Genomic DNA, 13,706 nt, shown 5'->3' on the forward strand with positions numbered 1-13,706 from the left:
GGCGGATAACCGCAAGCGGTTATCCGCCCTACACCAAGACCGTCCCACCCACCACGTAGGGCGGATAGCGCCAAAGGCGCTATCCGCCGATGCATCGACTCCACAAGGGCTGCGTCGTCATCCGCCCGCCCAATCGCGTTCCAGGGTTCCGAGCACGACACCCTGGGTCCGCAACGCTGCCAGCAACTCCAGCCCCGCCGCGTCGAGCGCTCCGGGCGCACTCCGCGCCTCGAGCGCCAGCGCCGCCAGGTGCTCGCGCCCGCTCAGGCGCCGTCTCGCCAGCGACTCCAGCAGGCGGTAGGCCAGCGGAGTCAGGCGCGCGGTATGCACGCGATGCGAGGAATCGCGGTGCATCAACAGCAGGGTCGGTTCCGCAGGCGCTTCGGCGAGCGCGACGTCCTCTTCGAGCCGATGCACCGGCCAGCGATAGCCCAGCGGCAGCGCCAGGCTCGACAGCAGCGGCACCCCGTCGAGCAGGTCGCCTTCACGCCGATACGGCGGATCGTCGGGCTCGGCCAGGTAGAGGCGCGTTTCGCTCCATTCGAAGTGGGCCAACTCGGCTTGCCACGCCGGCCGATACTCGCCCCGCTGCCGCAGGTAGTCGACGAAGACCCCGGCGATACGGGTGAACAGGGGGGTATGGCTTCTCTCCTCGCGATAGAACTCGCGCACCAGGCCATGCCACTGCTGCTCGCCAAGCAGCCCGCGCAAGCGCGGGAAGCCGCTGGCAAGGAGGCCTTCGATGGCGTTGTAGAACAGCTCGCGGTAGACCCGCAGGCGACGCTCTTCGATGTCCGGCGGCGGCGCATTGCCAAGCGGGTCGCGCAGGTGCCGGGCGAGGCTGAACTGCTGTTGGCGCAGGCGCTCATCCATGACGGCGTCCCTCGTCGCGTTGCCATTGGCGGATCTGCTCCACTTCCAGCAGCAGTTCGCCCAGCGGCGGATAGTTGAAGTCCCGCTCGAGCAGGGTCGGGCGCACGCCGAAGCGACGATAGGCGGCTCCGAGCAAGGCCCAGACGCCGGGCTTCACGGCGGCACCATGGGTGTCGATCTTCAGGTCCGGCGCCTCGTCGTAGTGCCCCGCCACATGGTAGGCGGCGACCCGCCCGGGCGGCAGCCGGGCGAGGAAGTCGAGGGCGTCGTAGCCGTGGTTGCAGGCGTTGACGAACAGGTTGTTGACGTCCAGCAACAGGTCGCAGTCGGCCTCGTCGAGTACCGCGTTGACGAACTCGATCTCGCTCATCTCCCGGTACGGCGCTGCATAGTAGGAAATGTTCTCCACCGCGATGCGCCGCTCCAGGCGTTCCTGCGCCTCGCGGATGCGCGCCGCGACGTGACGCACCGCGGCCTCGGTGAACGGCAGCGGCAACAGATCATAGAGATGGCCATCGTCGGAACAGTAACTGAGGTGCTCGCTGTACAACGCGACCCGGTGGCGGACGAGAAAGCGTCGGGTCTGCTCGATGAAGGCGGCATCCAGCGGTGTGGAGCCGCCGAGGGACAGCGAGAGACCGTGGCAGGTCAGTGGAAAGCGCTCCAGCAGGCGCTCCAGGTCGGCACCGAAGGCACCGCCGACGCCGATCCAGTTGTCCGGCGCGCATTCGAGGAAGTCCACCGCGCCGGGCGCCATCGCCAGCAGTTGCGGAAGCAGGCCGCGCCTCAGGCCGAGGCCGGCGGCGTTGTCGATCAGGGTCATGGGATAGCTCCGGAAACGGCGACGCCCCCGCTTTCCCAGGGGAAAGAGAGGGCGCCGCCAGGGTGTGGAAAGGCTCAGTGCCGGCCTTGCTCCAGCTTGCTGAACAGCCCGGCGGGCATCGGCTTGCCGTTGGCCTCGTAGGTCTTGCGCAGGTGTTCGTAGGCCTCGGCTTCGGAAATGACGCCGTCATGGTCGCTATCGATGCTGTCGAACTCACCGGCGCGGTCCTTGGCCACCGCGAGGAACTCGGCGCGCGAGACCTTGCCGTCGTGATCGGTGTCGGTGCGGGCAAAGGAGGCGTCGCCGCACTTGCCCTCCCCGCACTTGCCCTCCCCGCACTTGCCCTCGGCGCCGGCCTTGGCCGAGGTCTTCGCGGAGCCGCCGCTGCCGCACTTGCCTTCTCCGCACTTGCCTTCGCCGGCGCTCGCCGCCGCCAGTTGCAGCCCCTGCCCCAACGGCTCGACGGCGAACGCCGAACCGCCGAGCAGCATTCCCCCCACCAGTACGGCACCGAGCAGGCTGGCGGAAGTCTTTTGACGCGAATCGAAAACGGACATGCTTCTTCTCCACAGTAAACGCGGCCGGGCCGCAGGCGCGGCGCTGGTGGGCGCCGGTACGAACCGGGCGGCGGGACCTTCTGGGGTCGTCCCGGGCGCCGCGGTTCGGATGTGGCCATTTCGCCTGGGAGATGTATCGGGGGTGTATCGCCCGACACGTGGATTTGTACGCCGGAGGTATCGAAACCGCGCATGGATACAAAGCGATACGCAATCGAGCGCGGGCATGCCGACGAAGTGCCGGGCATCTCTCACTCCCGCCGGCCCATCTCGGCTACCGTTAGGAGACAGCCACCTGGCCCAGTCTCGAGGTCGAGCCCATCGTGCTGAAACGCATTCCGGTAACCCAGCTTCGCCTCGGTATGTTCGTCCAGAGCCTTTGCGGCTCGTGGCTGGACCACCCGTTCTGGAAAAAGGGCGGCTTCCTGCTCGACAACCAGTCCGACCTGCAGCGCCTGCGCGAAAGCGCCGTGAAGGAGGTCTGGATCGACGCCGTCAAGGGCCTCGACCTCCCGGAGGAAGCGGCGGTCTCGGCCGCTGCGGTCCTGCCGGTCACCATGCCGGCCGACCCTTCGCCGGCGCGGGTCGCCCTGGAGGAGGAAATCCGCCACGCCGCCCTGCTCTGCGGCCGCGCCAAGGCCGCCGTGGTCAGCATGTTCCACGACGCGCGCATGGGCCAGGCCATCGACACCGCGCATGCATCGGACCTGGTGGACGAAATCTCCGCCTCGGTGCTGCGCCATCCCAACGCGCTGGTCAGCCTGGTACGGCTGAAGACCTCGGATGAATACACCTACATGCATTCGGTGGCGGTCTGCGCGCTGATGATCGCCCTCGCCCGCCAGCTCGAACTGTCCGACCCGCTGGTACACGAGGCGGGGCTGGCCGGGCTGCTGCACGACATCGGCAAGATGGCGGTACCCGATCCGATCCTGAACAAGCCCGGCAAGCTCACCGAGCAGGAATTCGGCCTGGTCCGCCGGCATCCGCAGAACGGCGCGCGGATGCTGCTCGATTGCCGCCAGGTCAGCGCCCTGGTGGTGGATGTCTGCCTGCACCATCACGAGCGCATCGACGGCACCGGCTACCCCTTCGGCCTGGCGCAGGAGCAGATCAGCCTGCTGGCGCGGATGGGCACGGTGTGCGACGTCTACGACGCGATCACCTCCGACCGTCCCTACAAGAAGGGCTGGAACGCCGCCGAGGCGATCCGGCGCATGGCCGAATGGAACGGGCACTTCGACCCGCAGGTGTTCCGCGCCTTCGTCAAGGCGGTGGGCATCTACCCGGTCGGCGCGCTGGTCAGGCTGGAAAGCGGGCGCCTCGGCGTGGTCCTCGAGCAACACGGCCGCTCGCTGCTGACGCCACGGGTCAAGGTATTCTTCTCGGCCCGCTCGAAGGTGCCGATCCCGCAGCAGGTGATAGACCTGGGTAGGGCCGGACAGACCGACCGAATCGTCGGCTTCGAGCCGGCGGAGGCCTGGAACTTCCGCAATCTCGACGAGATGTGGACGGGACTGCCGAGCAACGGCGGATCGTATTTCGACGCGGGAACCGGAAAGCCGTAGACGCCTTCCGCCGGCAACGCCGGGCACCGCTCCCGTAGGGCGCATAACGCGAAGCGTTATCCGCCGTTTCGCCACAATCTCCGCCTGCTCCGCATTGCTTTAAGCGCACCATCGTCGATACTGCTGGCAATCCACCGACAGTTTTCAAGAGGCCATATGAGTCCGCTCCTGGAGACAATCGAAGAGCGCAGCAGAAATGGCTGTGCTCCATCCAAAGCGCTGCTTGCCCTGTGGTCCGCAGGCGCCGACCTGAGGGTTTCCCCGAGGAAGGCTGGCCGCCTATGCGAACTTGCCGTCGTTGCCGCAGCAGGGAAAGCAGGCATGCTCGAGAGCGAGATCGTTGCGGCACGCCGGGCCTATGCCGCCAGCCTGGGAGTGACGCTTAGCGGAGCGATCAGCAACGCCGACGAGCCGGTCCATATCCGCCACGCCGTCAGCAATTCCAATCACAACCCCAACGCCTCAAACCGTATCAACCTTGGGAGGGCCCGAGCGTATAAAAAAAGGCGCGAGGAAGGTGATTACTTCTTCATCGACACTTGAATCGCCTGCATAACCGTTATCTCCCCCGCGCCTCAACGGCAGCCATCTCCAGCAACCACCCCCGGAACGCCAGCATCGCGCTGGTCTCCCCCCGCGACTGCAAGCGCGTCAGCCAGTAGCTGCCGGTACTCACTTCGGTGGCGAACGGACGCCGGATGCTCTCGCTGGCCAGTTGCCGGGCAAACATCGCCGCCGGCGCCAGGGCCACGCCGACACCCTGGCGGGCCGCCTCGAGCATGGCCAGCGAGGTGTCGAAGACGATGCTCCGGGTCAGTGGCGCGTGCGCCGGCAGTCCGGCCGCCTGGAACCACAGCGGCCACTCGTCGGCGCGGTAGGAGCGCAGCAGGGTGTGCTGCAGCAGGTCGGCGGGACTGTGCAACTGGGCGGCGACCTCCGGGCAGCAGAGCACCGTCAGCGGCGCCTCGAACAACGCCAGCGCCTCGGTGCCGTGCCAGGCGCCGCCGCCGAAGCGGATCGCGTAGTCGAGCCCCTCGGCGGCGATGTCGACGCGGTTGTTGTGGGTGGACAGGCGCAGATCGATGAAGGGATGGCGCGCCTGGAAGTCCTCCAGCCGCGGCAGCAGCCAACCGACCGTGAAGGTTCCGACCGCGCCGACGGTGAGCACGTCCCGGTAGTGGCCACCCTCGAAACGTTCCAGCAGGCCGGCGATGCGGTCGAAGGAGTCACACAGCACCGGCAGCAGGCTCTCGCCCTCGTGGGTCAGCATGAGGCCGCGCGGCAGACGCTTGAACAGGGCCACGCCGAGACGCTCCTCGAGGCTCTTCACCTGGTGGCTGACCGCCGCCTGGGTCACGCACAGCTCGATGGCCGCGCGGGTGAAGCTCAGGTGCCGGGCCGAAGCTTCGAAGGCGCGCAGGGCGTTCAGCGGCAAATGGGGTCGAACCAATCTCTGCTCCAAATTTTTCTAATGGCTGCCGCGAGTATTCGTCGTTTGCCGCAAATCCTGCGCAAGCCTAGATTTTCCCCGCCCGCCGATCAAGGAGCGCTCCCGGGGCGGTTTCTCATGCAGCCAACGACAAAGGACGCCAATCCTCATGCGCGATACCAGATTCCCCTGCCTGTGCGGCATCGCCGCTTCCACACTGCTGTTCGCCACCACCCCGGCCATTGCCGGCGAGGCCCCGGCGGATCGCCTGAAGGCACTGGTCGACGCCGCCGTACAACCGGTGATGAAGGCCAATGACATTCCGGGCCTGGCCGTAGCCATCAGCCTGAAAGGAGAACCGCATTACTTCAGCTATGGGCTGGCCTCGAAAGAGGACGGCCGCCGGGTGACGCCGGAGACCCTGTTCGAGATCGGCTCGGTGAGCAAGACCTTCACCGCCACCCTCGCCGGCTATGCCCTGACCCAGGACAAGATGCGCCTCGACGACCGCGCCAGCCAGCACTGGCCGGCACTGCAGGGCAGCCGCTTCGACGGCATCAGCCTGCTCGACCTCGCGACCTATACCGCCGGCGGCTTGCCGCTGCAGTTCCCCGACTCGGTGCAGAAGGACCAGGCACAGATCCGCGACTACTACCGCCAGTGGCAGCCGACCTACGCGCCGGGCAGCCAGCGCCTCTATTCCAACCCGAGCATCGGCCTGTTCGGCTATCTCGCCGCGCGCAGCCTGGGCCAGCCGTTCGAACGGCTCATGGAGCAGCAAGTGTTCCCGGCACTGGGCCTCGAACAGACCCACCTCGACGTGCCCGAGGCGGCGTTGGCGCAGTACGCCCAGGGCTACGGCAAGGACGACCGCCCGCTACGGGTCGGTCCCGGCCCGCTGGATGCCGAAGGCTACGGGGTGAAGACCAGCGCGGCCGACCTGCTGCGCTTCGTCGATGCCAACCTGCATCCGGAGCGCCTGGACAGGCCCTGGGCGCAGGCGCTCGATGCCACCCATCGCGGTTACTACAAGGTCGGCGACATGACCCAGGGCCTGGGCTGGGAAGCCTACGACTGGCCGATCTCCCTGAAGCGCCTGCAGGCCGGCAACTCGACGCCGATGGCGCTGCAACCGCACAGGATCGCCAGGCTGCCCGCGCCACAGGCGCTGGAGGGCCAGCGCCTGCTGAACAAGACCGGTTCCACCAACGGCTTCGGCGCCTACGTGGCGTTCGTCCCGGGCCGCGACCTGGGACTGGTGATCCTGGCCAACCGCAACTATCCCAATGCCGAGCGGGTGAAGATCGCCTACGCCATCCTCAGCGGCCTGGAGCAGCAGGGCAAGGTGCCGCTGAAGCGCTGAAGCGCGCTCGCGAGGGCGACGGAGCGTAGCGGCGCGGGACGCCGGTCCTGGCTATGATGGTGCCATGAGCGCTTCCCCGCCCCTCCGCCAGCCCTGCCCGCCCGGCGCCTGCGTCTGCGAACGCGAGCGCCTGGAGGCGCCCGGCGCGGACCGTCGCATCCTCCTCCTGACCCGCCAGGAAGAGCAGCGCCTGGCCGCTCGCCTGGAAGCCCTGCGCAGCCTGGAAGACCTGGAACACCTGCTGCGGCGCATGGAGGAACAACTGGGCATCCGCCTGCGGATCGCCCCGGCCGTCGGCGAGGTGCGCAGCATGCGCGGCATCCGCATGCGCTTCGAGGAGCAGCCGGGGCTCTGCCGCAAGACCCGCCAGGCGATTCCCGCCGCCATCCGCCGCGGCCTGGAGAAGCGCCCGGAAGTCGCCTACGCCCTGCTCAACGCCCATGACCTGCTGCGCGACGCCTGAAGGTACTGAACGACAGGAAGAGGATGTCGCTCAAGACCTGGGCGGGCTTCAGGAGTATCGGCGGATAACGCCCATGGCGTTATTCGCCCTACAGGCCGCAGCGGATGCAGGCGAGCCCCGGGTCCGCCTGAATCCTTGGCGGGACTGGCCACCGCGCCGGGGTTCAGCTCGCCGACTCCGCCTGCACGTCGCCGAACATCGCCTGCAGGCGGAGCAGGCAGGCATCGCACAGGGTGCGCAGTTCGTCGAGGCGGATGCCGGCGAGGATTTCCATGCCGCGCAGCGGATCGGCGCGGCGCAGGGCCTGCTCCAGCTCGCTGGCACGGCCGGCCAGGGCGCTGGCGCCAACGGTGGAAGCGCTGCCCTTGATGGTATGCAGGGTCGCGGCGCTGCCCTGGACATCGCCCTCGCCGAGCTGGCGTTCGAGCTGGGCGAAGAGGTCCTGCATGTCCGGAACGAAGCGCCGCAACACCTGGACGATCAGCTCCAGGCTGCCGCCGAAACGCCCGACGATATCGCCCCGCGCCTCGACCAGTTCGCCCGCGTCCGCTGCCGTTGCCGGCGCGCCCCTGGCGCCGCTCCTGCCGAGATGACCGAGCAGGCAAAGCACCAGGCGCTCCTTGTCGATCGGCTTCGCCACATGGTCGTTCATGCCCGCCGCCAGGCAGGCTTCGCGGTCGGCCAGCGAGGCGTTGGCGGTCATGGCCAGGATCGGCAGCCCGGCGAAGCGCCCGTCGGCGCGGATTCTCCGGGTCGCCTCGAGACCATCGATATCCGGCATCTGCATGTCCATCAGCACCGCGTCGAACGGCACGCTCGCCTCCAGCACCTGCTGAACGCCCGCCAGCCCGCCGTCGGCGAGGGCCACCCGGGCGCCCTCGCTGCTCAACAGCTCGGCGGCGACCTGGCGGTTCAGCGCGTTGTCCTCCACTACCAGCAGACGCACGCCCCGCAACCGCTGGGTGCGCTCCACCGGGCGCGGCGGCGGGTTGGCCGGGGCGCCCTGTTCGCCGTGCAACGCATGCAGCACCGAGTCGGCCAGTTGCTTGGGCGTGACCGGCTTGGTGAGAAAATCGACGAAGGGCGGCGCGCTGTGGTCGCGCGCATCGGCCAGCACCTCGCGGCCATAGGCGGTGATCATGATCACCATGGGCGGCGGCAGGTCGCCCTGCAACTGGCGGATCAGTTGCGCCGCGCTGAGGCCGTCGAGATCGGGCATGCGCCAATCCATCAGCACCACGTCGTAGCGACGGCCCTCGGCCATCGCCGCCTGGACCCGCGCCACCGCCTCGCTGCCGCTGCCGACGCAGTCGGCGCGCCAGCCGAGGGCGCCGACCGTGCGTTCGAGCAGCTCGCCGGCCACCAGGTTGTCGTCCGCCACCAGCAGCCGCAGCGGTTCGCCGGCCCCGGGGCAGGCCGCACGCAGCGGTTGGTCGTGGGCGACGTCGAGGTCCAGGTCGAACCAGAACCGGCTACCGCTGCCCGGCGCGCTCTCGACCCGCAATTCACCGCCCATCAGGTCGACCAGGCGTTTGCATATGAACAGGCCGAGGCCGGTGCCGCCGAAGCGTCGCGAGGTGGACGCCTCGGCCTGGGTGAAACCTTCGAAGATGCGCTGCTGCTGTTCCGCGCTGATGCCGATGCCGGTGTCCGCCACCAGCACCCGCAGGCGCACCAGGTGGGCGTCGTGCGCCAGACGCCGCAAGCTCACCAGGACGTGCCCGCGGGCGGTGAACTTCAGTGCGTTGCCGGCCAGGTTGATGAGGATCTGCTGCAGGCGCAGGCGGTCGCCGACCACCGCGCTGGGCAGCTCGGGATCGATGTCGAAGATCACCTCGACGTCCTTGTCGCCCTGGTTGCCGGAGAGCACCACGGCCAGGTCCTGCATCAGCGGCTCCAGCTCGAAGGGGAGCATTTCCAGGACCAGTTTGCCGGCCTCGATCTTCGAGTAGTCGAGGATGTCGTTGAGCAGGCCGAGCAACGAGGTTGCCGCCGAGCTGGCCTTGTCCAGGTAGTCGCGCTGGCGTTCGTTGAGATCGGTCTGCCGGGCCAGTTGCAGCATGCCCAGCACGGCATTCATCGGCGTGCGGATCTCGTGGCTCATGTTCGCCAGGAACGACGACTTCGCCGCGCTGGCGGCGTCCGCCTGCTCCTTGGCCTCGCGCAGGCGCGCCTGCAGTTGCTGGTCGCTGGTGATATCGATATTGATCCCGGTGACCTGCAGCGGGTTGCCGTCGGCGTCGCGCTCGACCTGCGCGCCGGCCTGGATGAAGCGGATGCCGCCGTCGGGCAGCACCACGCGGAAGATCACATCGTAGTTGCCGCGCCCCTCCACCGCCGCGCGCAGGCTGGCCTCGGTGCGCTCGAGGTCTTCCGAATGCAGGCGGCTGCGCCAATGCTCGTAGACCAGGCCGCCGTCGCGCAACGCCAGCGGCTGGCCATACAGCTCGCACATGCGCTCGTTCCACTGCAGGCTGTCGTCGGCCAGGTTCCAGCGCCAGATGCCCAGGCGCGCCACGTCGGCGGCCATTTGCAACTGGTCGCGCGCCGCGGCCATCTCGCGCTCGGCGTTGCGCCATTCGGTGACATCGACGGCGATGCCCAGGTAGCCGTTGATCGCCCCAGCCTCGTCGCGCAGGACGGTAACCGAAAGCGTCACGCTGAGCGGCGAGCCGTCCTTGCGCAGATAGGTCCATTCGCGGGTCTCGGCGCCCTCCTGTTCGGCCCGCGCCACCAGCACGCGGAAACCCTCCTCGCCCAGCTCCTGGCCGCGGGCGAGCAACTCCCGCTCGCTGTGCAGCAGGGTCGGCGAGGCCTTGCCGACCACCTCGTCGGCGCGGTAGCCGAGCATCCGCTCGGCACCGAGATTGAAGCCGCTGATGATGCCGTCGCGGTCGAGGGTGATGATCGACACCTCGGACGCCGCCTGCAGCACGCTGCCGAGCAGTACGTTCAACCGACGCAGTTCGGCGGTACGCTCGGCGATCTGGTGCTCCAGGCCGGTATTGAGCTCGCGGATGCGGGCCTCGGCGGCCTTCTTCGCGGAGATGTCGCGTACGGTCTTCGAGGCGCCGACCACGCCGCCGTCCGGACCGAGGATCGGCGAGACGGTCACCGCCACGTCGAGCAGGTGGCCATCCTGGTGCCGGCGCACGGTATCGAAGCTGACCACCTGTTCTTTACGGGCGATGCGGGCGAGGATGTCGAGTTCCTCGTTCTCCTTGGATGGCGGCACCAGCAGGTCCACCACCCGCCGCCCGACCGCCTGCTCCTCGCGGTAGCCGAACAACGCCTCGGCCCCGCGATTCCAGTCGCTGATGACGCCGTCGAGGCCGACGCCGATGATGCCGTCCGCCGAATTGCCGACGATCGCCGCCAGCCGCGCCTGGGTCGCCGCCTCCCGACGCCGGCGCAGGCGGCCGAGGGCGCTGGCGTTGACCAGCGCCGCCAGCAACAGGCTGACCAGGCTGCCGGCCAGGAACAGGATGCGCGGCGAAGGCTGGTGCAGGCGCTGGACGAACAGCGGCAGTGCGCTGAACGCCATCTGCCAGTGCCGACCGTAGATCTCCCGCCGCAGCATGTGGCCGAACAGGCGTTGAGCCGGCGCCGCGGCGCCGTTGACGAAGAAGGGCACGGCAGCGCCGTCGCCGGTGACGTCGCTGAGTTCGAGATGGATCGCCGCGTTGTCGATGGGCAACCCGGCCAGCACCTCGCCGGTCAGCAGCGGCGCATAGCTCCAGCCGAAGCCTTCGAGTTCGCGCTGGGGCCCCGGCGGTGGAGTGATGCCGCTGCGGTAGATCGGCATCAGGATGAGGAACGATTGCTGGCGCAAGCCGCTGGCCTGGACCAGGGTGATCGGCCCCGTCAGGCGCACCTGCCCGGTCTCCAGGGCGGCGCGGGCGGCCTCCCGGCGATTGGCTTCCGAGGCGATGTCCAGGCCCAACGCCTGGCCGTTGCGCGCCACCGGCTCGATGTACTGGATGACGTAGCGCTCGCCATCGTGCGGAGTCAGTTGCTGGATGCGGAACTCCGGCTGGCCGTCGGCCCGCGCCTGGCGCAGGAACCCGGCCTCGTCGGCGGCCGCCACCCGGCGTATGAAGCCGAAGCCGCGGGCGCCGGGAAACTCGCGGTCGATGTCGCGGGTCAGGCTGTAGCGGCGGAACAGTTCGCGGTCGATGTGCGCCTCGCCCGCCGTCAGCAAGGCACCGCGCACCCCACGCAAGCCATACTGGTAGAGTTCCACGCGGCGGGTCACCGCCTCGGCCAGCAGTTCCGCCTCGCGTTCCAGCGCCATCCGCGCCTGTTGCTCGTTGACCAGCGCCAGCCCCCAGGCGCCCAGCCCGGACAGCAGCAGTCCGAGCGCCAGTGTCGCGCCCGCCCAGCGGCTCAGCCTGAACTTGCTCTGTTGTACGTTCACCCGATATTCCGTCCCTGCGCCGGCCCGGCGCGGGGCAATCCCGCACTCCCTGCGCCTTTTCGTCACAGAAGACTAGATCAAGCGGGCGGATTCCTCCGCCGAATCATCCGACCCCAGGTATGACCGCTCACAACGACGTGCTTTTCAGCGCCTCCGCGTAGCGCAGTGCGGCGAACAGGGCGAGCAGCAGGCCGGCCAGCGCCAGCGCGGCGCCGACGTTGCCGATCGAGGCCAGGCCCATGCGTTCGCTGACCACGCTGCCGAGCAGCGCGCCGGCGCCGATGCCGACGTTGTACAGGCCGGAGAACAGCGCCATGGCCACGTCGGTGGCGTCCGAGGCGAGGCGCAGGACGCGGGACTGCTGGGCCAGGCCGAAGCACATGATCGACATGCCCCAGAGCAGGCTGAGCGCCATCAGCCAGGTCGGCTGCGCGGACAGCGGCAACAGCAGCGCCAGGCTGCTGCCCAAGACGAGGATCGCGGCCAGCAGGAAGCCTCGCGGGAAAGCCTCGCTGTAGCGGCTGAAGAGGATCGAACCGAAGATCCCGGCGCCGCCGAACAACAGCAGCAGCAGGGTGGTCGCCTCGCCGCTCATCCGCGCCACCTGCTTGGCGAAGGGCTCGATGTAGCTGTAGGCGGTGAACTGGGCGCTGATCACCACCACGGTCAGCACGTACAGGCAGACCAGCGCCGGGCGTCGGAACAGCATCGGCAGGCTGCGCAGGGAACCGGAGTTCTGGCTTGGCAGCAGCGGCAGGGAGCGCGCCAGGTAGAGCAGGGTCAGCACCGAGAGTCCGGCGATGGCCATGAAGGTGGTACGCCAGCCCAGGGCCTCGCCGACCACCCGCCCCAGCGGGATGCCCAGGACCATCGCCAGGGTGGTGCCGGTGGCCAGCAGCCCTAGCGCCTTGGCCTGCTGTCCCGGCGGCGCCACGCGCACCGCCAGCGAAGCGGTGATGGCCCAGAACACCGCGTGGGCGAAGGCAATGCCGATCCGGCTGAGCATCAGCACCTGGAAGCTCCAGGCCAGCCCGGACAGCACGTGGCTGGCGATGAACAGCAGGAATACCCCGACCAGCAGCTTGCGCCGCTCGATATTGCGGGTCAGCAGCATCATCGGCAACGAGGCCAGCGACACCACCCAGGCATAGATGGTCAACATCAGGCCGACCTGCGAGGTGGGCATCTCGAAGCTGTGGCCGATGTCGCTGAGCAGGCCGACCGGGACGAACTCCGTGGTGTTGAAGATGAAGGCGGCCAGGGCCAGGGCGATCACGCTCAGCCAGCTGCCGCTGCGGGTTTCGGAGGTGCTGTCCATGGGGCGTTCGGTTCCGGAGCAGGGGGCGGACGGGCAGGTCCCGCGACCCTCGCCACGCACGACGGAAAACGCCCCGGACGCAAGGGTCCGGGGCGGCGATGTGCGTTGGATGGTCGTTATAGGTATTGGAGGGAACTGCCGAATCCCGCGATTCTACGCCGGGACGCCGTGCGCTGCACGCCCGCCCGGCGCTCCGGCGACCTTCCCGGAGCGATGGGACGGCTCCGGCAGCATCAGGCAGGCCATCGTCTCGCCCCAGGGCGCGAGGCCCTGTTCGACGAAGCCGGCGTCCCGATAAAGCTGGCGAGCCACGTCGTTGTCGACGGCGTAGGCGACCATCAGGCGATCGCTGCGCCGCCTCGTCCGGCGCACGCTGGCGATGATCCGTTGCAGGGCGGCGCGGCCATGCCCCTTGCCCTGGTAGCGGCGGTCGATCATCAGGCGGTAGAGCCAGTAGTGGCCGTCGTCGGCGTCGGGGCCGTAGAGGGCGAAGCCGACCATGCGCCCGCCGTGGTGGATGCCGACCGCGCGGAACCCCGGCAGGAAGCGGCTCTGCGCCAGCGAATAGAGGTTGGAAGCGACGAAGTGCGCCTGGTGGCGGGCGACCTTCAGGTCAATGCAGGTTTCCCAATCGTCGCGGGTGATGGTTCTGAGTTCGATCATGGATGACAGGCTCTTGGAAAAAGGAGGAAAGAAAGTCGCTAGGTACGCTGCTGGACTGTTCATACGACATGCTTCGTTCCTCCCTTCGACTGGCCGAGCATCCGGCGGAAACGCAACGATATCAGGAGAAGAGTCGATTATCCCAGCCGATGCCGGATCTTTTCGTCCACGGCTAGTGGCAGGATTTCCCCGGTGCCAGGCCGGCGACAGATAAATTCGAGATTTTCCTTGT

General features: G+C 68.4%; 11 protein-coding genes. 4 read left to right on the forward strand and 7 right to left on the reverse strand.

What is annotated here, in order from left to right; genetic code table 11:
• Positions 1 to 117: 117 nt before the first annotated feature.
• The 3 genes from HMPREF1224_RS23200 to HMPREF1224_RS23210 form a co-directional block, all read right to left on the reverse strand.
• Complete coding sequence (locus HMPREF1224_RS23200) at positions 118 to 873, reverse strand: HvfC family RiPP maturation protein (RefSeq protein WP_003118207.1); 756 nt, start codon at positions 871 to 873, stop codon at positions 118 to 120.
• On the reverse strand, positions 866 to 1,696 hold the full coding sequence (locus HMPREF1224_RS23205; RefSeq protein ID WP_010793436.1) for an HvfB family MNIO-type RiPP peptide maturase: 831 nt from the start codon (positions 1,694 to 1,696) through the stop codon (positions 866 to 868). The genes HMPREF1224_RS23200 and HMPREF1224_RS23205 overlap by 8 nt, the downstream gene beginning before the upstream one ends.
• Positions 1,697 to 1,770: 74 nt before the next feature.
• A complete protein-coding gene (locus tag HMPREF1224_RS23210) occupies positions 1,771 to 2,253 on the reverse strand; it encodes an HvfA family oxazolone/thioamide-modified RiPP metallophore (RefSeq protein ID WP_010793437.1) in 483 nt (160 codons plus the stop codon).
• Between the two features lie 323 nt (positions 2,254 to 2,576).
• Here HMPREF1224_RS23210 and HMPREF1224_RS23215 point away from each other — a divergent pair, with 323 nt between their 5' ends.
• The gene (locus HMPREF1224_RS23215) at positions 2,577 to 3,821 is read left to right on the forward strand and encodes a cyclic di-GMP phosphodiesterase (protein ID WP_010793438.1); all 1,245 of its coding nucleotides are present in this window, start codon (positions 2,577 to 2,579) and stop codon (positions 3,819 to 3,821) included.
• Positions 3,822 to 4,142: 321 nt separating this feature from the next.
• Complete coding sequence (locus tag HMPREF1224_RS23220; RefSeq protein ID WP_003101293.1) at positions 4,143 to 4,364, forward strand: hypothetical protein; 222 nt, start codon at positions 4,143 to 4,145, stop codon at positions 4,362 to 4,364.
• Between the two features lie 16 nt (positions 4,365 to 4,380).
• On the opposite strand, the gene ampR is transcribed toward HMPREF1224_RS23220, so the two are convergent.
• On the reverse strand, positions 4,381 to 5,271 hold the full coding sequence (gene ampR / locus HMPREF1224_RS23225; protein WP_003101291.1) for a LysR family transcriptional regulator AmpR: 891 nt from the start codon (positions 5,269 to 5,271) through the stop codon (positions 4,381 to 4,383).
• Between the two features lie 148 nt (positions 5,272 to 5,419).
• Between ampR and HMPREF1224_RS23230 the strand changes: the two genes are divergently transcribed.
• Both HMPREF1224_RS23230 and HMPREF1224_RS23235 read left to right on the forward strand, forming a co-directional pair.
• Positions 5,420 to 6,613: a cephalosporin-hydrolyzing class C beta-lactamase PDC-1 gene (locus HMPREF1224_RS23230; protein WP_003101289.1), complete on the forward strand. Its 1,194-nt coding sequence runs from the start codon at positions 5,420 to 5,422 to the stop codon at positions 6,611 to 6,613.
• A gap of 64 nt (positions 6,614 to 6,677) precedes the next feature.
• Positions 6,678 to 7,076, forward strand: a complete 399-nt coding sequence (locus HMPREF1224_RS23235) for a hypothetical protein (RefSeq protein ID WP_010793439.1) — start codon at positions 6,678 to 6,680, stop codon at positions 7,074 to 7,076.
• 163 nt (positions 7,077 to 7,239) lie between these two features.
• On the opposite strand, the gene HMPREF1224_RS23240 is transcribed toward HMPREF1224_RS23235, so the two are convergent.
• From HMPREF1224_RS23240 to HMPREF1224_RS23250, 3 genes are all read right to left on the reverse strand, one after another.
• On the reverse strand, positions 7,240 to 11,493 hold the full coding sequence (locus HMPREF1224_RS23240) for a PAS domain-containing hybrid sensor histidine kinase/response regulator (protein ID WP_010793440.1): 4,254 nt from the start codon (positions 11,491 to 11,493) through the stop codon (positions 7,240 to 7,242).
• 127 nt (positions 11,494 to 11,620) lie between these two features.
• Positions 11,621 to 12,811 carry a sugar transporter gene (locus HMPREF1224_RS23245; RefSeq protein WP_003121932.1) on the reverse strand — a complete coding sequence of 397 codons (1,191 nt, stop codon included), beginning with the start codon at positions 12,809 to 12,811 and terminating at the stop codon, positions 11,621 to 11,623.
• Between the two features lie 153 nt (positions 12,812 to 12,964).
• Positions 12,965 to 13,474 (reverse strand): GNAT family N-acetyltransferase, encoded by a 510-nt coding sequence (locus tag HMPREF1224_RS23250; RefSeq protein ID WP_003101282.1) that lies wholly within the window; start codon positions 13,472 to 13,474, stop codon positions 12,965 to 12,967.
• Between the last annotated feature and the right edge of the window lie 232 nt (positions 13,475 to 13,706).

It is taken from the genome of Pseudomonas sp. P179 (assembly GCF_000478485.2).
GTDB lineage: Bacteria > Pseudomonadota > Gammaproteobacteria > Pseudomonadales > Pseudomonadaceae > Pseudomonas > Pseudomonas aeruginosa.